This window comes from Aeromonas sp. 55A (genome assembly GCF_051919665.1).
Lineage (GTDB): Bacteria > Pseudomonadota > Gammaproteobacteria > Enterobacterales > Aeromonadaceae > Aeromonas > Aeromonas veronii.
The window spans coordinates 670001-690375 of record NZ_JBQBEH010000008.1 but is presented as its reverse complement, the minus strand read 5'-3'; the positions used below and the strand labels follow the sequence as shown (position 1 = coordinate 690375).

Annotated in this window: 20 protein-coding genes; 12 read left to right on the top strand and 8 right to left on the bottom strand. The window is 58.2% G+C overall.

Annotated features, from left to right (window positions below; translation table 11 throughout):
• Positions 1 to 8 precede the first annotated feature (8 nt).
• Together ACTG2G_RS07075 and rpoS are read left to right on the top strand one after the other, a co-directional pair.
• Positions 9 to 1079 (top strand): LysM peptidoglycan-binding domain-containing protein, encoded by a 1071-nt coding sequence (locus ACTG2G_RS07075; RefSeq protein WP_421387048.1) that lies wholly within the window; start codon positions 9 to 11, stop codon positions 1077 to 1079.
• A 45-nt stretch (positions 1080 to 1124) separates the two neighbouring features.
• Positions 1125 to 2108, top strand: coding sequence for an RNA polymerase sigma factor RpoS (gene rpoS / locus ACTG2G_RS07070; RefSeq protein WP_421387049.1), 984 nt, complete (start codon positions 1125 to 1127; stop codon positions 2106 to 2108).
• A 114-nt stretch (positions 2109 to 2222) separates the two neighbouring features.
• On the opposite strand, the gene ACTG2G_RS07065 is transcribed toward rpoS, so the two are convergent.
• Positions 2223 to 3260 (bottom strand): alkene reductase, encoded by a 1038-nt coding sequence (locus ACTG2G_RS07065; RefSeq protein WP_421387050.1) that lies wholly within the window; start codon positions 3258 to 3260, stop codon positions 2223 to 2225.
• A 199-nt stretch (positions 3261 to 3459) separates the two neighbouring features.
• On the opposite strand from ACTG2G_RS07065, the gene ACTG2G_RS07060 reads away from it, so the two are divergent.
• Positions 3460 to 4026: a TetR/AcrR family transcriptional regulator gene (locus tag ACTG2G_RS07060; RefSeq protein WP_005335495.1), complete on the top strand. Its 567-nt coding sequence runs from the start codon at positions 3460 to 3462 to the stop codon at positions 4024 to 4026.
• Positions 4027 to 4095: 69 nt separating this feature from the next.
• Here ACTG2G_RS07060 and ACTG2G_RS07055 read toward each other — a convergent pair whose 3' ends face one another.
• Positions 4096 to 5049, bottom strand: coding sequence for a LysR family transcriptional regulator (locus tag ACTG2G_RS07055; RefSeq protein ID WP_368175497.1), 954 nt, complete (start codon positions 5047 to 5049; stop codon positions 4096 to 4098).
• A 156-nt stretch (positions 5050 to 5205) separates the two neighbouring features.
• Here ACTG2G_RS07055 and aguA point away from each other — a divergent pair, with 156 nt between their 5' ends.
• Together aguA and ACTG2G_RS07045 are read left to right on the top strand one after the other, a co-directional pair.
• The gene (aguA, locus tag ACTG2G_RS07050; protein WP_439985316.1) at positions 5206 to 6303 is read left to right on the top strand and encodes an agmatine deiminase; all 1098 of its coding nucleotides are present in this window, start codon (positions 5206 to 5208) and stop codon (positions 6301 to 6303) included.
• A gap of 126 nt (positions 6304 to 6429) precedes the next feature.
• A complete protein-coding gene (locus tag ACTG2G_RS07045) occupies positions 6430 to 8133 on the top strand; it encodes an amidase (RefSeq protein WP_439985315.1) in 1704 nt (567 codons plus the stop codon).
• A 91-nt stretch (positions 8134 to 8224) separates the two neighbouring features.
• Here the strand turns inward: ACTG2G_RS07045 and ACTG2G_RS07040 are convergent, their stop codons facing one another.
• Positions 8225 to 8338, bottom strand: a complete 114-nt coding sequence (locus ACTG2G_RS07040) for a hypothetical protein (protein WP_439985314.1) — start codon at positions 8336 to 8338, stop codon at positions 8225 to 8227.
• 50 nt (positions 8339 to 8388) lie between these two features.
• The gene (locus ACTG2G_RS07035) at positions 8389 to 8847 is read right to left on the bottom strand and encodes an MAE_28990/MAE_18760 family HEPN-like nuclease (protein WP_439985313.1); all 459 of its coding nucleotides are present in this window, start codon (positions 8845 to 8847) and stop codon (positions 8389 to 8391) included.
• A gap of 275 nt (positions 8848 to 9122) precedes the next feature.
• On the opposite strand from ACTG2G_RS07035, the gene ACTG2G_RS07030 reads away from it, so the two are divergent.
• Positions 9123 to 10103, top strand: a complete 981-nt coding sequence (locus ACTG2G_RS07030) for an IS5-like element IS5 family transposase (RefSeq protein WP_232093577.1) — start codon at positions 9123 to 9125, stop codon at positions 10101 to 10103.
• A 37-nt stretch (positions 10104 to 10140) separates the two neighbouring features.
• On the opposite strand, the gene ACTG2G_RS07025 is transcribed toward ACTG2G_RS07030, so the two are convergent.
• Entirely contained in the window at positions 10141 to 11088 is a 948-nt protein-coding gene (locus ACTG2G_RS07025; protein WP_439985312.1) for a DUF262 domain-containing protein, read from the bottom strand.
• A gap of 611 nt (positions 11089 to 11699) precedes the next feature.
• On the opposite strand from ACTG2G_RS07025, the gene cphA reads away from it, so the two are divergent.
• Positions 11700 to 12464: a CphA family subclass B2 metallo-beta-lactamase gene (cphA, locus tag ACTG2G_RS07020; protein WP_439985311.1), complete on the top strand. Its 765-nt coding sequence runs from the start codon at positions 11700 to 11702 to the stop codon at positions 12462 to 12464.
• Positions 12465 to 12680: 216 nt separating this feature from the next.
• Positions 12681 to 13952, top strand: coding sequence for a hypothetical protein (locus ACTG2G_RS07015; protein WP_439985310.1), 1272 nt, complete (start codon positions 12681 to 12683; stop codon positions 13950 to 13952).
• Between the two features lie 82 nt (positions 13953 to 14034).
• On the opposite strand, the gene ACTG2G_RS07010 is transcribed toward ACTG2G_RS07015, so the two are convergent.
• Both ACTG2G_RS07010 and ACTG2G_RS07005 read right to left on the bottom strand, forming a co-directional pair.
• The gene (locus ACTG2G_RS07010; RefSeq protein ID WP_439985309.1) at positions 14035 to 15285 is read right to left on the bottom strand and encodes a DEAD/DEAH box helicase; all 1251 of its coding nucleotides are present in this window, start codon (positions 15283 to 15285) and stop codon (positions 14035 to 14037) included.
• 217 nt (positions 15286 to 15502) lie between these two features.
• On the bottom strand, positions 15503 to 15967 hold the full coding sequence (locus ACTG2G_RS07005; protein ID WP_421206984.1) for a hypothetical protein: 465 nt from the start codon (positions 15965 to 15967) through the stop codon (positions 15503 to 15505).
• Between the two features lie 198 nt (positions 15968 to 16165).
• Between ACTG2G_RS07005 and ACTG2G_RS07000 the strand changes: the two genes are divergently transcribed.
• Positions 16166 to 17074, top strand: coding sequence for an SAM hydrolase/SAM-dependent halogenase family protein (locus ACTG2G_RS07000; protein WP_439985308.1), 909 nt, complete (start codon positions 16166 to 16168; stop codon positions 17072 to 17074).
• A gap of 80 nt (positions 17075 to 17154) precedes the next feature.
• Here the strand turns inward: ACTG2G_RS07000 and ACTG2G_RS06995 are convergent, their stop codons facing one another.
• Positions 17155 to 17715 carry a gamma carbonic anhydrase family protein gene (locus tag ACTG2G_RS06995; RefSeq protein WP_005335471.1) on the bottom strand — a complete coding sequence of 187 codons (561 nt, stop codon included), beginning with the start codon at positions 17713 to 17715 and terminating at the stop codon, positions 17155 to 17157.
• Positions 17716 to 17912: 197 nt separating this feature from the next.
• Here ACTG2G_RS06995 and ACTG2G_RS06990 point away from each other — a divergent pair, with 197 nt between their 5' ends.
• The 3 genes from ACTG2G_RS06990 (at position 17913) to ACTG2G_RS06980 (ending at position 19948) form a co-directional block, all read left to right on the top strand.
• Entirely contained in the window at positions 17913 to 18554 is a 642-nt protein-coding gene (locus ACTG2G_RS06990; RefSeq protein ID WP_158112849.1) for a ribonuclease T2 family protein, read from the top strand.
• Positions 18555 to 18626: 72 nt separating this feature from the next.
• Positions 18627 to 18905: a helix-hairpin-helix domain-containing protein gene (locus ACTG2G_RS06985; protein WP_158112850.1), complete on the top strand. Its 279-nt coding sequence runs from the start codon at positions 18627 to 18629 to the stop codon at positions 18903 to 18905.
• Complete coding sequence (locus ACTG2G_RS06980) at positions 18902 to 19948, top strand: NAD(P)H-dependent flavin oxidoreductase (RefSeq protein WP_421209687.1); 1047 nt, start codon at positions 18902 to 18904, stop codon at positions 19946 to 19948. The genes ACTG2G_RS06985 and ACTG2G_RS06980 overlap by 4 nt, the downstream gene beginning before the upstream one ends.
• Positions 19949 to 20375 lie beyond the last annotated feature (427 nt).

The following is a 20375-nucleotide window of genomic DNA, read 5'->3' as shown; positions in this document are numbered from 1 at the left end:
GATCCATTATGCGTTCGCGTATTTGGCAAGGAAGCAGTGTCGTGGTGTTGTCATGGCTGCTGCTTGCCTGCTCCTCCAGTAAAAATGCAGCTCCGGTAGATGGTGTTGATGAGGGGCAGTTTGTCTCGACCATTCCGGCTCGCCAAAGCGGTGCCCAGGTCAGCGCCCCCATTCAGGGCGGTAGCTATGTGGTGAAGCGGGGCGATACCCTCTACTCCATCGCCTTCAACTCCGGCAACGACGTACCCTCGTTGGCCAGCCTCAACAACATCAGCCCGCCCTACAACATCTATCCGGGGCAGCGTCTGCGACTCGATGGCTCCAGCGCCAGTGTCGGCAGCAGCCGCAGTGCCGGTACCTATGAGGTGCGCCGCGGCGATACCCTGAGCAGCATCGGCCGCCAGTTCGGCATGACACCGCAGGCGCTGGCCCAGAGCAACAACCTGAGCGCCCCCTATGCGCTGCAACCGGGTCAGGTGCTCAATGTCCAGACCGCAGGCGGCGGTTCGACCCAGATGGTAGCTGCGACTCGTCCGGCAACCGTGACACCGGTGGCCGTGAGCCGTCCGAGCAACGGTCCGCGTCCGTTGGCCGAGCCGAGTGGATCTGGTCAGACCACGCCGTTCATCTCTCAGAAATCCGTTGCTCCGGCAGCACCGAAGGAATACGCTCAGTCCAAAGAACAAAAAACAAACAACTCCCAGTCGAGACTTGCTTGGCACTGGCCCGCAAAAGGCCGGATTGTCGAGGGGTTCTCTGTTGCAGAACAGGGTAACAAGGGGATCGACATAGCCGGCCAGAAGGGGCAACCCGTCTACGCCGCCAGCAGCGGTAAAGTGGTATACGCTGGCAGTGCTTTAAGGGGGTACGGCAAGCTGATTATCCTCAAGCATGATGATGACTATCTCTCCGCTTACGCACACAACGACGAGTTGCGGGTGAAGGAAGGGGACAGCGTCAAGGGGGGCTCGGTCATTGCCAACATGGGTAGCACGGACGCGCCGGATGTGCGATTGCATTTCGAGATCCGGTACAGAGGCAAGTCGATCAATCCGATGAGCTATTTGCCAAAGCGTTAACCCCAGAGAGACCGTCTTACTCTGGTAACGTCAGGGAGACACACCATGAGCCAAGAACAACTGGTAATGCAGGATGCAGAGTTAGAGTTTGACGCTGAACCCGAATCTCACGAGGTAGAAGAGTTGCAGGAGGTAGCCGCCGAGGCGGACGAGACTATCTCCGATGAGTTCCTGGCACCGGAACTGAACAAGGTGATGGATGCCACGCAACTCTATCTGGGGGAGATAGGTTTCTCCCCGCTGCTCACTGCCGAAGAGGAAGTCTACTACGCCCGTCGTGCCTTGCGAGGTGACAAAGCCGCCCGCAAGCGCATGATCGAGTCCAACCTGCGACTGGTGGTCAAAATCGCCCGTCGTTACAACAACCGCGGCCTGGTGCTGCTGGATCTTATCGAAGAGGGCAACCTCGGTCTTATCCGTGCGGTCGAGAAGTTCGACCCCGAGCGCGGCTTCCGTTTCTCCACCTATGCCACCTGGTGGATCCGCCAGACCATAGAGCGGGCCATCATGAACCAGACCCGCACCATCCGTCTGCCCATTCATGTGGTCAAGGAGTTAAACGTTTACCTGCGCACCGCGCGCGAACTCTCTCACCGTCTTGATCATGAACCGACCGCCGAGGATATCGCCTTCGCGCTGGATCGTTCAGTGGACGATGTGAATCGCATGCTCAAACTCAACGAGAAGATCACCTCGGTGGACACCCCCATTGGCGGCGATCGCGACAAGGCGTTGCTGGATGTGCTCTCCGACGAGCGTGGCATGGGGCCGGAGCTGGAGTCTCAGGAAGATGATATGCGCAGCAGCATTGTCCACTGGCTGGAGGAGCTTAATCCCAAGCAGCGGGAAGTGCTGGCCCGTCGTTTTGGTCTGCTGGGCTACGAGCCGGCCACCCTCGAGGATGTGGGAGCCGAGATTGGCCTGACCCGCGAGCGGGTTCGCCAGATCCAGGTGGAGGGGCTGCGCCGTCTGCGGGAGATCCTGCTGAGCCAGGGGCTCTCCATCGAGGCGCTATTTCGTACCAATTAAGCATCCGCACCAATTAAGCCCGCACCAACGGAATGCGGCATCAGCCAGATAGCACGAGGGGAGCAACAGCTCCCCTCGTTTTTTATTGCCTGTCGTCTGGCGATGGCTTCGCGGTTATACCAGCTCGGCCAGCATGGTGTCGGCGTAGGGTACCAGTGCTTCTCCCTTCTTCACCTTGGTGAGGTAGTCCGGGTTGGCGATAAGCGGACGACCGATGGCCACCAGATCGAAGCGGTTGGCCTCGATGGCCGCAGCGGCGCGCTCGGCGTCGTAGTTGCCCACACCGACCAGATTGCCCTTGTAGTGGGCGCGCAGATAGTCGGAGGCGCGCCCACCCAGATAATCGAAGGTGAGGTTGTCATCAAAGATGCCGAGGTGGATATAGGCCAGCGGGCGATCGTTGAGCTTGCCCAGCAGGTAGTCGAACACGGCGCGATCTTCCGGGCTGCCCGCCAGATGGACATAGGCACCCGGGGAGAGGCGAATACCTACCCGATCACCACCGATACGGGTGCTGATGGCATCGACCACTTCCAGCGCGAAGCGGCTCATCTTTTCCGGGCTGCCGCCGTAGTTGTCGGTGCGCAGATTGGTGGAGTGGTGCAGGAACTGGTCGATCAGGTAGCCGTTGGCGCCGTGGATCTCCACCCCGTCAAAGCCCGCCTCGATGGCGTTGGCTGCGGCTTGGGCGTAATCCTGTACCAGTTGGGCTATTTCGGCCTCGGTCAGGGCGCGCGGCACCTGATAGGTCAGCTCGCGCATGCGGGGCACAGTGCCCTCGTGCACCACGGCAGAGGGGGCCAACACTTCAGCCTGATGGAAGAAGGGGTGGGAGAGGCGACCTACGTGCCACAGCTGGGCGAAGATCTTGCCGCCCTTGGCGTGCACGGCACTGGTCACTTTCTTCCAGCCATCGATCTGCGCCTGGGTGAAGAGGCCCGGGGTATTGGGGTAGCCCTGCGCGTCGGGGCGGATGATGACGGCCTCTGAAACAATCAGGCCGATGTCGGCGCGGCGGCCGTAATAGGCAGCCATCTGCTCGGTCGGCACCAGACCTGGGCCTGCCATGCAGCGGGTGAGCGGGGCCATCATGAAACGGTTGGCCAGGGTCAGAGTGTCATTGAGTCGATACGGCTGAAACAGGGTATTCATGATAGGTTGTCCTGAACGGGTTATTCTTGAACGTGCATTCAAGACGTTTTTTGCGTCGGGCGCAAGCTTTTTTTGAATGCGCGTTCAAGAAGGTTGGCCCGAGCGGGCGGCTGGGGTAAACTTGCCGCCCTTTCCAGCCACTCTTTATCGGCGGGCTCTGTTGCCCCTTGCCGGTGAACCATTTCCCACGGGAGGAACCATGCGCATAGCCGAGTTTGATCGGGACGAGGTACTGCGAAATGCCATGGAAGCGTTTCGCGCCAAGGGATATGCCAAGACCACCATGCAGGAGCTGGTGGCAGCCACCGGCCTGCACCCGGGCAGCATTTACGGCGCCTTTGGCAACAAGCGCGGCCTGCTGCTGGCGGCGGTGGATCACTATGTCGAGGGTAAACGCACCCTGCGCCGCTCCCTGCTCGACAACCCGAGCCCGCTGGCGGGCCTTGCGGCCTATCTCGACCGGATTGTGGGGGAGGCGCTCTGCGGCTCCTGTCTGGTGACCCGCACCATGATGGAGCTGAGCGAGCAGGATGAGGAGCTGACCCAGCGGGTCAAGGGTATCTATGGCGAGCTGGAGCAGGATCTGGCCGAGTTGCTGACACAGGCGCAGGCCAAGGGTGAACTGGCCCCGGATAGCAATATCCACACCCTCACCGCCCTGCTGCTGATCAACCTGCAAGGGCTGGTCACCTTCGCCCAGTGCCGCCCCGATCGCCCCCTGCTGGACGATGTAGTCGCCCAGCTGATGCGGGCCCTGCGGGCGTAACGCGATACAGCAGAAACAACAGTGGCTCCTGAGGGAGCCACTGTTGTTTTTGGGAGGCTTACCTCAGCATTACCTTGGCCCCACCAGCTCTTTCATCAAATCTTTCAGCCATACCAGTGCTGGTTGCTGTGCGTGCACTGGATGCCAGACGCAGTTGAGGTGGTAGTCGGGCACATCCTCGGGCAGCGGCAGGCTTTTCAGCGGCCAGTGGGTGGCGAGCAGCTCGGCCACCATGCTGGGCAGCACCAGCAGGTGATCGCTCTGGCTAACGATGGCGGCGGCGGACATATAACTCTGACTGTTGACCGAGATGGTGCGGCTAAAGCCCTGACTCTTCAGATAGCGGTCGAGGCTCGCCTCCGAGGTGCCCAGCGGCGAGTGGAACACATGGGGCATGGCGATCAGCTGCGGCAGGGTGATGCGCTCCTGCCACAGGGAGGGGTCATCCTCGGCGCCGGAGGGGGCCGATTTGGCAATCGGCAGATCGGCGCGCACCAGCCCGGCCAGCGGCTCGGTGAGCCAGGTCTCCTTGCCGAGATACCCCGGTACCTGCATGTATTCGTCAAAGCCCAGCACCAAATCGATCTCGCCGCTCGCCAGCTCGGCTTCGGGCAGGGTGTCGCGCAGGATGCGGATCTCGATGGTGACCCCCGGCGCCAGCCGTCTGAGCCGCTGAATAAGCGGCGGGATCAGCACGCACTCCACGTAATCTGTGGTGCAGAGCACGAAGCGCCGCTTCGACTGGCTTGGTTCGAACTCTTCTTCCTCGGTGAGCTGCTGCTCCAGCAGCCGCAGCGCCTGCTGCACCCCCAGATGCAGTCGCTGGGCACGCGGGGTCGGCAGCATCCCCTGCGGGGTGCGCACCAGCAGCGGGTCACCGAGAAAGGTGCGCAGCCGGTTTAGGGAGTGGCTCATGGCAGGCTGGCTGATAAAGAGCGCTTCGGCGGCGCGGGTGACGCTGCCCTGCGTCATCAGGGCGTCAAACGCGAGCAGCAGATTGAGGTCGAGCTGGTGCAGTTTCATGGGGGGGATTATTCGCCGTGTTTATGGGACAATCCATCCTATTCATTTGATGGATGGGGGCGCAACGTCTTACTCTGCGACCCACTATTATTTTTCCGGGTTCCCGCGCCGCATCGGGCGTAAACGGGGGCCTCAATCCATGCAAGGAGCCTTGCGATGAGCATCAAGACCATTAACTCCACGCCGGCCGCCGACGGCTTCACCATGCCCGCCGAGTGGGCGCACCAGCAGGCCGTCTGGATGATCTGGCCGTTTCGCCCGGACAACTGGCGCGTAGCCGGTCGCTTCGCGCAAGAGACCTTCGCCAAGGTGGCCGATGCCATCGGTGGCGCCACCCCGGTCTTTATGGGGGTACCGGCCCAGTTTATGGAGCAGGCCCGCGCCATCATGCCCGCCCACGTAACTCTGGTCGAGATGAACAGCGATGACTGCTGGGCTCGCGATACCGGCCCGACCATCGTCACCAACGCTGCCGGCGAGTGCCGTGGGGTGGACTGGGGCTTCAACGCCTGGGGCGGTCACAAGGGCGGTCTCTACTACCCGTGGAATCAGGATGAAGAGGTCGCTGCCCAGATGCTGGCCCAGCACGGCATGGCTCGCTACGACGCGCCGCTGATTCTGGAAGGGGGCTCCATCCATGTCGATGGCGAAGGCACCTGCCTGACCACCGCCGAGTGCCTGCTCAACGAAAACCGCAACCCGCACCTGACCAAAGCGCAGATCGAAGCGCACCTGCGCGACTATCTCGGCGTCACCAGCTTTATCTGGCTGGACGAAGGCGTCTATATGGACGAAACCGACGGCCACATCGACAACATGTGCTGCTTCGTGCGTCCGGGTGAAGTGGCGCTGCACTGGACTGATGACCAGAACGATCCCCAGTACGCCCGCTCCGTGGCTGCCCTCAAGGTGCTGGAAGCGGCGGTGGATGCCAAGGGTCGCAAGCTGAAAGTGTGGAAGCTGCCCCAGCCGGGCCCGCTGTTCTGCACTGAAGAGGAGTCTGCCGGTGTCGAGAGCGGCAGCGGTGTGCCGCGCGAGGCAGAGGGCCGTCTGGCCGGTTCCTACGTGAACTTCCTTATCACCAACGATCGCATCGTCTACCCGTTGCTGGATGCCGCCACCGATGGCGAAGCCCAGCGCATTCTGGAAGAGATCTTCCCCGACCACACCGTGGTCGGCGTACCGGCCCGCGAGATCCTGCTGGGCGGTGGCAATATCCACTGCATTACACAACAGATCCCGTCCGGCAAATAAGAACCGGTTCCGGTGAGTATTCAAAACCCCACGCAGTGGGGTTTTCTCTCTTGATGGTGTGATGGTCGCCGGCGCTGATGCGGCGAACATCATGACAAACAGTCACCCTTTTACAGGAGATCCTAAATGATCGAAGTGACCGAGGTTTCCATTGCCGAGCTGCGTGCCGCGCTCGAATCAGGCCGCACCACAGCGGTCGAACTGGTCAAGGCCTATCTGGCCCGGATCGAGGCTTACAACGGCCCCGAGACAGCCACCAAACTCAACGCCGTGGTGGTCGCCAATCCCGATGCGCTGAAAGAGGCCGAGGCTTCCGATGCCCGCCGTGCCCGTGGCGAGACCCTGAGCCCGCTCGACGGCATCCCCTACACCGCCAAAGACAGCTATCTGGTCAAGGGGCTGACTGCCGCCTCCGGCAGCCCGGCCTTCAAGGATCTGGTGGCCCAGCGCGATGCCTTTACCGTGGAGCGCCTGCGCGCCGCCGGTGCCATCTGCCTTGGCAAAACCAATATGCCGCCGATGGCCAATGGCGGTATGCAGCGCGGCGTCTATGGCCGTGCAGAGAGCCCCTACAACGCCGACTACCTGACCGCGCCGTTTGCCTCCGGCTCCTCCAACGGCGCCGGTACCGCCACCGCCGCCAGCTTCTCCGCCTTTGGTCTGGCGGAAGAGACCTGGTCGAGCGGCCGTGGCCCGGCTTCCAACAACGGCCTGTGTGCCTACACCCCGTCCCGTGGCGTCATCTCGGTACGTGGCAACTGGCCGCTGACTCCGACCATGGATGTGGTGGTACCCTATGCCCGCACCATGAACGACCTGCTGGAAGTGCTCGACGTGGTAGTGGCCGACGATGCCGATACCCGTGGCGATCTGTGGCGCATGCAGCCCTGGGTGCAGCTGCCCAAGGCCTCCGAGGTGCGTCCGGCCTCCTATCTGGAGCTGGCTGCCAAGGCCGATGCCCTCAAGGGTAAGCGCCTCGGCGTGCCGCGCATGTTTATCAACAAGGATGAACTGGCTGGCACCAGCGAAAACCCCGGTATCGGCGGCCCGACCGGTCAGCGCATCCATACCCGCGAGACCGTGATTGCCCTCTGGGAAGACGCACGCAAGGCGCTGGAAGCCGCTGGCGCCGAAGTCATCGAAGTGGACTTCCCGCTAGTCTCCAACTGCGAAGGGGATCGACCCGGCGCGCCGACCGTGTTCAATCGAGGCATCGTGAGCCCGGAGTTTCTCAACGACGAGCTGTGGGAGCTCTCCGGCTGGGCGTTCGACGACTTCCTGCGCGCCAACGGCGATCCCAAGTTGAACAAGCTTGAGGATGTCGATGGGCCGAAGATCTTCCCCCACGATCCGGGCACCCTGCCGAACCGCGAGGGCGATCTGGCGGCGGGCATGGACGAGTACGTCAATATGGCCAAGCGCGGCCTGAAATCCTGGGACGAGATCGCCACAGTGCCGGACGGCCTGCGTGGTCTGGAAAAGACCCGCAAGCTGGACCTGGAAGACTGGATGGACGGGCTCAAGCTCGACGCCGTGCTGTTCCCCACCGTCGCCGACGTCGCCCCGGCTGACGCGGATGTGAATCCGGCCTCTGCCGATATCGCCTGGAGCAACGGCATCTGGGTTGCCAACGGCAACCTCGCCATTCGCCATCTCGGCGTGCCGACCGTCACCGTCCCCATGGGGGTGATGGCCGATATCGGTATGCCGGTGGGCCTGACCTTCGCCGGTCGCGCCTATGACGACAACAACCTGCTGCGCTTTGCCTCGGCCTTCGAGTCCACCGGCAGCAAGCGTATGGTGCCGCCACGGACGCCGCCGTTGGGGTGATTGTTGGTGTGAGCTACATATTTTGGGGTTGACTTGTAATAACAAAAATAAACCTACCCGCATAGCGGGTGGGTTTATTACGTGGTTGAATTTAATTTTGCTGGGGGCGTAAATATTTTTTTTGTTTTATGAAATCGTCAATTTCAACCAATAATGTGTCAATTGCGCCCGTTACAGATGTTATATATTTAGTTATATTCTCCATGTTTACTTGGTATGCGTTCTCTCCATGCGCGATGCTATTTCTAATATTTACTATTCTATCTTATCTGCTGTATATGGATTGAAGCTTTCCATGTTAAAAGAAAAAATTTCACAAATTTCCGCTAAAACACTAGACTTCAAGTTAGATTTTGTATCTATCTTTTTTGACAACTTCAATGAACTTTTTAATAGGTTATGAAAGTTGTTTGTGAAAGTTATTCTTTGCTGAAAAGATTGTTTTCCACTTAGTGACTTATAGTTATCCCCTAATCCAGTTACAACTAAATTTATACTCGCATTAAGTGGGTCTAGACTGAGGGAGTTTAAATGCTCTATCAGTATCTTTAATGAATTAACGACAAAACCTTCCCAATGAGCATAGATCATCGGGATGCTCATCCGGCACCAAAGAATTTCTTCCACGTTTGATGAGTTCACTTTTAGTCTTGTAAACTCACGATCTCTCCAATCATTTTCTTCTATTATTTCTGAAATAACTTTATGTAGCACTAGAGAATACCTCTAATGCTCTATCCATTCGTTTTCTAATTCTTGTATTAGAAAATGTGCTCGTTCCTATCTCATTATATACTTCGTCTTCAATTAGATTTTCAATTCGTTTGAAAATTAATTGCTCATTTCCTGAGATAGTATCGAACACTTTTGGAAGTGAGAATGATATGGAGTCAAATATGTGAAGGGCAAAGTTTCCTTTAGGGAAGGTGCGAACAAGTCCCTGATATGAGATCATGTTTGTCATCTGGAGCCATGGAACAGGGTTCATCATGAGTCATCAGCTCACCTTCGCCGACAGTGAATTCAGCAGTAAGCGCCGTCAGACCAGAAAAGAGATTTTCTTGTCCCGCATGGAGCAGATTCTACCATGGCAAAACATGGTGGAAGTCATCGAGCCGTTTTACCCCAAGGCTGGTAATGGCCGGCGACCTTATCCGCTGGAAACCATGCTACGCATTCACTGCATGCAGCATTGGTACAACCTGAGCGATGGCGCGATGGAAGATGCTCTGTACGAAATCGCCTCCATGCGTCTGTTTGCCCGGTTATCCCTGGATAGCGCCTTGCCGGACCGCACCACCATCATGAATTTCCGCCACCTGCTGGAGCAGCATCAACTGGCCCGCCAATTGTTCAAGACCATCAATCGCTGGCTGGCCGAAGCAGGCGTCATGATGACCCAAGGCACCTTGGTCGATGCCACCATCATTGAGGCACCCAGCTCGACCAAGAACAAAGAGCAGCAACGCGATCCGGAGATGCATCAGACCAAGAAAGGCAATCAGTGGCACTTTGGCATGAAGGCCCACATTGGTGTCGATGCCAAGAGTGGCATGACCCACAGCCTAGTCACCACCGCGGCCAACGAGCATGACCTCAATCAGCTGGGTAATCTGCTGCATGGAGAGGAGCAATTTGTCTCAGCCGATGCCGGCTACCAAGGGGCGCCACAGCGCAAGGAGCTGGCCGAGGTGGATGTGGACTGGCTGATCGCCGAGCGCCCCGGCAAGGTAAGAACCTTGAAACAGCATCCACGCAAGAACAAAACGGCCATCAACATCGAATACATGAAAGCCAGCATCCGGGCCAAGGTGGAGCACCCATTTCGCATCATCAAGCGACAGTTCGGCTTCGTGAAAGCCAGATACAAGGGGTTGCTGAAAAACGATAACCAACTGGCGATGTTATTCACGCTGGCCAACCTGTTTCGGGCGGACCAAATGATACGTCAGTGGGAGAGATCTCACTAAAAACTGGGAATAACGCCTTAAATGGCGAAGAAACGGTCTAAATAGGCTGATTCAAGGCATTTACGGGAGAAAAAATCGGCTCAAACATGAAGAAATGAAATGACTGCGTCAGCCGAGAAGAATTTCCCCGCTTATTCGCACCTTCCTTAGGTCTGAATATTTTACTACCATATTTTCCATTTAAAATAGTAATTAAATCTATGAAGTATTGCTTTTCGCTTTCTAGATTAAAACTCTCTTTCCCACTGGAAACTGCTTTCATAAATTCAGTAAGGAATTGTGGTACAGTTGTTTTAAAGTCATCTTTGAAATATTTAAATGCAAAGAAACGCAACACCAGTTCTTCAAGAAACATTTGTTCTTTCTTAGCTTTACTTGGTTGTATTAAATTGTTGAATATCTCAAGAGATGCAATTTCTCGTAATATCCCATTAAGGTCGACAGGATATGATCTAAATATGCAGTTTCTGATTTCTTGGTCAGATAGAGGACTTGCCCCAGTGTTTAGACGGTTAAACAACTCATATCTAATATCTTCCTGACTATCCCATCGAACAATTTCAACACGACAAACTGCTCTCTTGATAGTTGTTTTTAGTTTTAATGGAAGGGTATCTAGGTTTATTCCCTCAAGTTCAGGGACCATCTCCCCAGTAGTTAATGTTGAATTGTTTTTTTCTGGTAAAGTATCGAGTAAGCCAAAAAATGAAAATATTGTTGAAATTCTCTGGAGACCATCAACAACCTCCCATTTTCCATCATTATCTTCAGCAACAAATATGGGGGGGATGGGAATGCCAAGTAATACAGACTCGATAAATCTTGTTTGCTGAAAATTAGTCCATCTAAATACGCGTTGATATTCAGGAGTTATAAATAAATCACCGTCTTCAAACATGTTCATTAATTCGCCGAATGACATGTCTAGTCGATCTGTTTTTAATGTATTTCTTTTGGTGCTAATTATTGATTCTACATCACTCATGAGATCTCCATTAATGTGTAAGACTATGTACACTGTATACTGTATATTAAACAATATGTTTTTTCTATATGTGAGGGCTGTAGGTTCGAATAGCGAAGCGTATTCGGACGTTCGCGAATAGGGCGTTGCCGAGAGGCCGCTGATATCCAGAGTGTCCTGCCTGTCTTGCCATGACTCGATGCTCGGCGGTAAACGGACGATTACGCTGCGCTAATCGTCCCTACATGATGTGGCTTATTGTTACCTCCCCCTCATCCCCAGCCCTTCTCCCGCAAGGTGAGAAGGGGACAAATAGGCTCCGCTGATTGTGCTTTACGTGCGAGGTACGGGTGGGGATGGGAGTTTGGAATTGGCATGGGCCATCCCCTCTCCCTCGGGAGAGGGCTAGGGTGAGGGGCAGCTATCTGTGTTGCAGATTCGAATGGCGCAGCGTATTCGGATGTTCGCGAAAAGGAGGTCGTTGCCGATTTTTCCGTACGTTCCCCTGACTTCACCTTCTCTTCACACAACCTCATTTTCCCCTCACAAATCCCCCGTATCTTCTGCTCACTGCTTAAAAGGCCCGGCTTGCCACAGGGGTGGCGAGGGGGCGGTTGGTTCGAGGGATCAAGATGATGAAAGGTTGGATGAAGTGCATATTGGCCGGGGCCGTGGTGCTGATGGCGAGTTTCTGGGGGGGCAGCGTGCGGGCGGCGGGGATCGAGCTCAAGCAGGTGAGCGGCCCTGTCTATGTTGTTGAAGATAACTACTACGTCAAAGAGAACTCCATGGTCTATTTCGGGGCCAAGGGGGTGACGGTGGTGGGGGCGACCTGGACGCCGGATACCGCCCGCGAGCTGCACAAGCTCATTAAACGGGTCAGCAGCAAGCCGGTGCTGGAGGTGATCAACACCAACTACCACACCGATCGGGCGGGCGGTAACGCCTACTGGAAGTCCATCGGGGCCAAGGTGGTGGCGACGCGCCAGACCCGGGATCTGATGAAGAGCGACTGGGCCGAGATTGTCGCCTTTACCCGCAAGGGGCTGCCGGAGTATCCGGATCTGCCGCTGGTGCTGCCCAACGTGGTGCACGATGGTGACTTCACGCTGCAAGAGGGCAAGGTGCGCGCCTTCTACGCGGGCCCGGCCCACACGCCGGACGGCATCTTTGTCTACTTCCCCGACGAGCAGGTGCTCTATGGCAACTGCATCCTCAAGGAGAAGCTGGGCAACCTGAGCTTTGCCAATGTGAAGGCGTATCCGCAGACCATCGAGCGGCTCAAGGCGATGAAGCTGCCGATCAAGACGGTGATTGGCGGTCACGACTCGCCGCTGCACGGCCCCGAGCTGATTGATCACTACGAGGAGCTGATCAAGGCGGTGCCGCAGTCATAAGGGTTGCGCGACAGACTGGCAGCAAGCCGTGCCATCGCTGCAATCAGCAGCCATAACGGCGCACCACAAAACGCCCGTTTTCAGGAAATAAGCGGGTGTTTTGCATTGGCGGTTTTTTTGGGTGGCTGTGAGTGCGTGGCATTAACGCTGTTCAAGGGAGGGAGGCTTTCATAAGATGGCCCTCTCTCTTTTCCCTGCAAGTTATCCATTTTCGTTATGCAATACGCCTCTCTCGCGCGCCTCAAGCAGGCCTTTATCACCGGGATGTGGGCCTCGCTGGTCAGCATCGTTATTGGCTTCGCCTTCAAGGTGTGGCTGGCGCAATGGGTCGCCAAGGGGGAGCTGGCGCTGTTCAACAGCGTGGTGGATTTGATCTCCCTCTCCTTTATCCTGATGACTGGTTTTCGTTCCTCCATGGTGGTGAGCTACTCCCAGACCAAAAACGATCGGGACATTATCAATATCTTTCGCTACTTCCTCATCGGCATTGTGCTGCTCACCTGGGGGGCGGTGATCCCCTATATCAAGCACGGGCTCCATATCCGGGTGGAGTATCTGCAACTGGTGGGGGTCATCTTCGGGCTGGGGCTCAAGGTCTACTTCACCAATCTGGTGGCCATGTACCGGATGTATGCGCTCTCCAACCGGGTCACCTGGCTGGAGCCGCTGGCCAACGGCCTGCTCTTTATGGCCTGCTACTTTGGGCTCGGGATGGATGCGCTTGCCTCGCTCTTCTACGGGCTGACCTTCTCGTCGCTCGCCATCGCCGGTTATATGTATGTTTCGCGGCGCCGGGCCATCGCCACCAGGCCGCTGGCCAAGGTGGCGCTCGGTCCCGAGATGGTGAGCTATGTGAAGAAGAGCTTTACCGCCTCCCTGGAGGCGGGGGCCAGCATTCTGATGATTTACATCACTGTGCTGCTCACTATCCGCCACTTCAGCATCGACGAGCTGGGGGATTTTCAGGTGGTGGTTCGCCCCATCTTTACCTATATGACCACCTTGTTCGTCTTCCCCATCTACCGCTTTGTGCTGCCTGAGCTGGCGGTCAATCTGCGCAATGGCGACCACCGCCAGATCCGGATGATCCGCCGCTGGATCTTCCGGCTCTCCGCCATCGTCAGTCTGGCCTTCTTTGGTTTGATGCTGCTGGCGGGCAAGCCGCTGGTATTGCTGTTCTTCCCCGCCGAATACGTGGGTGCTGTGCCTGTGCTGTTCCACTTCTCCATCTTCTTTATCTTTATGATGCTTAACGGCTATCAGCTCGCCTATATCAAGGCTCACGGTCACTTTACCCGGAGTTTGCTGATCCGGCTGGCTGGCATAGTGGCGCTGGTCGCCGCCTACTATCTGGTGGCCGAGTTCACCGCCAACGTGGTGGCGATTATCGTGGCGCTGGGGCTTGGCTATATGGTGATGTTTATCCTCTCGACCCTGGCGGAGCGGCAGATCTTGCGATCCCTGCCACTGGTGCTGGCGACCCGCTAGGGTTCTACTCGCCAAGAGCAGGCTCCTGTCAGATAACAAAAAACGCCCATGCGGGCGTTTTTTGTTGGCGGCGCAGGGCGGCTTAACGCTTGCCTTTGCCACCCTTGTTGCCAGCGAGCGCCTGCTTTCTGGCGCGCTGCTTCTGGGCCGCCTTGCTGTTGCGGCGCGGCTCGGGCTCGAAGCGGGTGAGATCCGGCTCAAAGCCCGGAAACCACTGCTGGGGCAAACGGGTGTCGAGCACAGCTTCCACCTTCTCCAACAGCGGCGCATCTTCCGGGCTGAACAGGGTAATGGCGAGCCCCTTGTTGCCGGCGCGGCCGGTGCGACCGATACGGTGGACGTAATCCTCCGCCACAAACGGGAACTCGAGGTTAATCACATAGTTGAGATCGCTGATATCGAGGCCGCGGGCTGCCACATCGGTGGCGACCAGCGCCTGCAGGGTACCGGCGCGAAACTCCAGCAGCACTTTTTCCCGCGCGCTTTGCGACAGATCGCCGTGGAAGGCGAGGGCATTGATGTCAGCCTTGCCAAGCTGCTGGGCTAGCTTGTCCGCCCCTTGGCGGGTGCGGCTGAAGATCAGCGCCGGTGCCCACCCTTTCACTTTCAGCATGTGTTCGACCAGCGCCAGCTTGCGATCACTGTCCACCGTGTAGACCCGCTGCTCCACCTCGGCCGCCGTGGTGTTGCGCGGCGCCACTTCAATCAGCTCGGGGTCGCGCAGCAGCACCTTGCTCAAAGCAAACAGGTTGTCGTCGCAGGTGGCGGAGAAGAGCAGGGTCTGGCGACCCGCCGGGATCTGTTTCAGCAGCGCCTTGATCTCGTCCATAAAGCCCATGTCGAGCATGCGGTCTGCTTCGTCAAACACCAGATGGCGGAGGCTATCAAGGCTCAAGGCCCCCTGACGCAGATGGTCGAGCAGACGGCCCGGGGTGGCGATCAGGATATCCACCCCGGTCTGAAGCGCCTCCACCTGCGCCGCGATACTCACCCCGCCGTAGACTTGCGTGCTGGTGAGACCGGTTCCCTGGCCGTAGCGCGCCACGCTCTCGGCGACCTGCACCGCCAGCTCGCGGGTCGGCACCAGCACCAGCGCCCGGATCGGGCGTTGGGACTCCATTTGTGGCTGCGCCAGCAACTGCTCCAGCAGCGGCAGCACAAAGGCGGCGGTCTTGCCGGTGCCGGTCTGTGCCCCCGCCATCAGATCCCGCCCCGCCAGAATGACGGGGATGGCGCGAGCCTGAATGGGGGTGGGGGCGGCATAGCCCAGTTCGCTCAGGGTCTGCTGCAAGCGGGGGGAGAGGGCCAGTTCGGCAAAGGAGGCTGTGGACATAGGGGCACCAGTCGGGGTTATCGCGGCCTGCGGCCACGATGCAGTGAGTGATCGTGGCCGCGATGGTAACAGAAGCAGGGGGCGCGGCAGAAGGCGATGATGAGCAAGGGCGCATAGCTCCCGGTTTTGCATGCCGTGCATGGCGGTGGCGCAGGACCTCGTCGCCGCGCTCCTGTTTTACCGCGAGTCGGCAGTGCAAGGGACATCCGCCATGACTCTACTCCACAATCAGCACGCTCTCGCTGGCCAGATGGTGCAGCCACTCCCTGACGATCAGCAGCACGGCGGCAAAGTGCTCGTCGCGGGGCAGCAAGCTGGCGGCGAGGGGATCCCCTTCCGCCATCGCGGCCAGCTGGCCAAAGGCTTGCTCCACCAGATCCCGGTCGATCTGGTTGTCCCCCAGCGCTTCGGCCAGCGACGGCTGGCTGCGCAGGGTCAGCTGCAAGCCGGGCGGGATCTGCGGGGCGATGCGCATCAGCTCATCCTCCACCACCATGATGGCCCGCTCCAGTTCGAGCGGGGTGGGCGGCGCGTGGCGAAACGGTCCGGGCTGGATGGCGTGGGTGCCAAAGGCCAGCGGGTAGTGTGACGGGGCCGCTTCTGGCTGGCTCAGCCAGAGCTGACTGCTCTGTTCACCAATCTCCAGCAGCAGGGTCATCATCTCCGGTACGGGTTGTGTCATGGTGCTGAGCTCCTGTATTGTAAACGTTTTCCCATTCTGCCTTTGATACCCCCGTCGCCGACGTTTGGCGAGCACAATTTCTGCGAGTCGTCCCTCACTTTGTTGCAAACCCCTTGCAAAAAAATCCATTGGTGGCAGTCTGGATGTCTAAATGGCTGTCGCCGTTTCGTTATCCTCAGATGATTCAGGAGTTCAGATATGGATATTCGCACCGCTCCCCGCGCCATCGCGCTCGCCCTCATGCTGGCAAGCGGCATCGCCGCCGCCAACGAAGCGCTGGTGATCCAGACCGATTTCGGCCTCAAAGATGGTGCCGTATCGGCCATGAAGGGGGTTGCCTTCGGGGTGGATCGCACCCTGCCGCTCTATGACCTGACCCACGAGATCCCGGCTTACAACATCTGGGAAGCCTCCTACCGCCTCTACCAGACCCTGCAGTATTGGCCCAAGGGCACAGTGTTTGTCAGCGTGGTGGATCCCGGTGTTGGCACCGAGCGCAAGTCAGTAGTGCTCAAGACCAGGAGCGGCCACTACATCGTGACCCCGGACAACGGCACCCTGACCCTGGTGGCCGAGCACTTCGGCATCGAGGCGGTGCGCCAGATTGATGAGAAGCTCAACCGCCTCAAGGGCTCCGAGAAGTCCTACACCTTCCACGGCCGCGATGTGTACGCCTATACCGGCGCGCGGCTCGCTTCCGGCGCCATCAGCTACGAGCAGGTCGGCCCGCTGCTGCCCCTCGAAGTGGTGAAGATCCCCTATCAGCCTGCAGTCGCCGAGCAGGATGGCACCCTCAAGGGCACCATCCCGATCCTCGATGTGCAGTACGGCAACGTCTGGACCAATATCGATGATGCCCTGCTGACCAAGGCGGGGATCAACAAGGGAGATAACGCCTGCATCAAGATCCGCGAAGGGGATGTGGTCAAATATGACGGCAAGGCCCCTTACGTCAGCAGCTTCGGTGACGTGCCGGAAGGTCAGCCGCTGGTCTACCTCAACAGCCTGCTGCAGGTGTCGGTGGCGCTGAACATGGACAGCTTCGCCGCCAAGCATCAGGTGCAATCCGGCGCCAACTGGCATATAAGCCTGAAGAAGTGCTCCTGACCCGCACATATATAAGTAGAAATAGAAACAGCAACGGGCGCCTCGGCGCCCGTTTTGTTCTCTGGTAATAAAGAAAGGGCTCAGAACTCGTTGGAGAGCGCCTTGTACCCTTTGACCAGATCGATATTGGTGTGGGCCACGTCCTCGGAGAACTCGGCGGCATCTACCGAAACCCGCGGGATATGGGTCAGATCGCTCTGCTGGTTGATGCGGGTGGTGGAGGGGACGTAGAACTCCGGCGGCAGATCGCAGCCATCGATCACCGAGTTGTGACGCACCACGGCACCGTCACCGATATGGCAGTTGAACAGCACGCTGTTGAAGCCGATAAAGACCCGGTTTCCCACTTCGCACGGTCCGTGGACGATGGAGCGGTGGGCGATGGAGGTGTACTCGCCGATGGTGACGGCGGCGCCGGATTTGGAGTGGATCACCACCCCGTCCTGGATATTGGAGTTGGCGCCGATGACGATGGGTTCCATATCTCCACTCTCATCCACCTCGTCGGCACGGATCACCGCATAGGGGCCGACAAAGACATTCTCTTTGATGATCACCTTGCCGCAGATGATGGCGGTCTTGTCGATATAGGCGGATTCGTCGATGACAGGCAGATGGCCGGAGGGATTCTTGCGGATCATGTTACATCCTGTGGTTGCTTGAAATGATGCGGTGGCGCACCCGGCGCCAGGATGCCAGCTTACGCCTCGTTATTATCCGGTGAAACCCCGAAGTGGTCTGACCCTTGTCGCAAGCCTTGGCGGGAGCACTGTTTCCGCGCGCTGGAATATGGGAGCATTGCAGCCATTCCCGAGTTGGTTGAAATGGATATATATAGATGAAGAAGATGATTGCCCTGCTGGCGGGTGGTTTGTTGCTCTCCTCGGCCGCACAGGCCAAAGGGGAGGCGGGAGAGTTTGATTATTACGCCATGGCGCTCTCCTGGTCGCCCGAGCACTGCGCCGTCAAACCGGCGGATCGGGACCAGTGTTCCCGCAAGCTGGGGTTCGTGCTGCACGGTCTCTGGCCTCAGTACGATCGCGGTTATCCCAGCAGTTGCACCCGCGAACGGCTCGATCCCGATATGGAGAGCGAGTTTGCCGACCTTTACCCCAGCCGTTTCCTCTATCGCCATGAGTGGGAGAAGCACGGTACCTGCTCCGGTCTGAGCCAGCAGGCCTTCCATCAGCTGGCTAGCGATCTGCGCCAGAAGGTGAAGATCCCGGTGGCCTATCAATCCCCGGAAGCGCCGCTGCGCAAGAGCACCTTCCAGCTCAAGGCCGATCTGGCGAGCGCCAACCAGTGGCTGGCGCCCGACAACATCACGGTGGCTTGCGCCGATGGTGGCCGCTTCCTGCGGGAGATCTACATCTGCGTCAATAAAGAGGGGACGGATGCGGTCACCTGCTCCGCCGAAATGCAAAAGCGTGAGCGTCGCTCCTGTGGTCAGCCGGACTTCCTGCTGCGCAGCGTGCGTTAAGCCTTCACTCTCTCCATCAGGCCCCTTGCGGGCCTGATGTTTAACCACAGCTATCGGAAAGGAGTCTGAAAGATGGATGGCAACAACCGGTTTGGCCCGCAAGAGCGGGCAATGCTGCTCGGGGTGAAAGGAGTGGGGCCGACGGTTATCGAGCGGATCGAACAGCTTGGCTACCATACCCTGGCCGGATTGGCCGAGGCCGACACCACCCATATTGTCCAGCGGGTAGCCAGCATGCTGGGCTCGACCTGTTGGCAGAACAGCCCGCAGGCGCGCAGTGCCATCGACGGCGCCATTGCGCTGGCCCGTGCACATCTGGTCGCCGATACGACAAGTGGGATGAATGGATGAGCTTCTTTAGCGAACTGGGGATGCGTTATCCCATCATTCAGGCACCGATGGCCGGTGTGCAGGGCTGCGAGCTGGCGCTGGCCGTGACCCGTGCGGGCGGCTTGGGCTCCTTGCCTGCCGCCATGCTCACGCCAGCGGAGCTGCGCAGCGAACTGGAGCGTCTTGCCCAAAGTGGTCTTGGGCCATTTAACATCAACTTCTTCTGCCATCGGCAACGGGAACCGGATCCCGTTGTACTGGCCCGCTGGCAGCAGTGCCTTGCTCCCTACTATGCCGAGTTCGGCGTACAGCCCCCAGCTGTTACGACGGCGCCAAGCCGTGCACCTTTCAATGGGGAACATGCCGCCATGGTGGCTGAGTTCAGACCGGCGGTGGTCAGCTTTCACTTCGGCCTGCCCGCGCCCGAGTTGCTTGTCCAAGTGAAGGCGGCGGGGGCCAAGGTCTTGGCCAGCGCCACCACGGTGGCGGAGGCCGTATGGCTTGCCCAGCACGGTGCCGACGCCATCATCGCTCAGGGATTGGAGGCGGGCGGCCATCGCGGTCATTTCCTCTCCGATGATCTCGCCTTGCAGCAGAGCACCTTGACCCTGCTGGCGCAGATCCTCGCGGTGACCGATCTGCCGGTGATTGCCGCTGGCGGTATCGTCGATGACAAGGGGATCGCCAACGCGTTGGCAATGGGGGCGAGCGCCGTGCAGATGGGCACTGCTTTTCTCTGCTGCCATGAAGCGACCACCTCGGCGTTGCATCGCGCCGCCATCCATTCACCAGAGGGCCAGCAGACGGCACTGACCAATCTGTTCAGTGGACGTCCGGCGCGGGGGATCGTCAACCGTCTTATGAAAGAGCTGGGCCCGCTCTCGGATCTTGCCCCTCACTTCCCCTATGCCAGTGGCGCACTGGCCCCGCTGCGCGTCGCCGCCGAGAAGGCGGGGGATAGTGGCTTCTCTCCGCTCTGGGCTGGGCAGGATGTATCGGGCTGCCGGGATCTTCCCGCTGGTGAGCTGATGGCGTGCTGGGTCAAAGAGGCTGGATTGGGATAAGCGCTTCTATATATTCCTCATAGGCCTTCTTATATAGAAGATGTCGAGGGCGCTGCGCGTTAGACGCGACAGTGCGGCAATGGTGGATGAGTGCCAAGCCAGTACCCTTGTAAGGCATTTATCCGGTGTAAAACGTCCTCACTTTACCCTTGGTTGTGGATAAGTCTGTATAAAGGCTGTGTGTTGATATGAATAACCAAAAATTGCACTTTTTTGCAATTTTATTGCGGTAAAGCCTTGCCAATGTGAGCTGGATCTCTATAATGCGCCACATCGACAGGGCAAGCGGCAACGCAAACAACCTCGTCGGTAACCTCGAAAAGCCTTTGAAAATAAGGCTTGACTCGAGAAGGCGGTTGAGTAGAATTCCACTCCCGCAGCAACACACTGTTGCGTCGCTCTTTAACAATTTGAATCAAGCAATCTG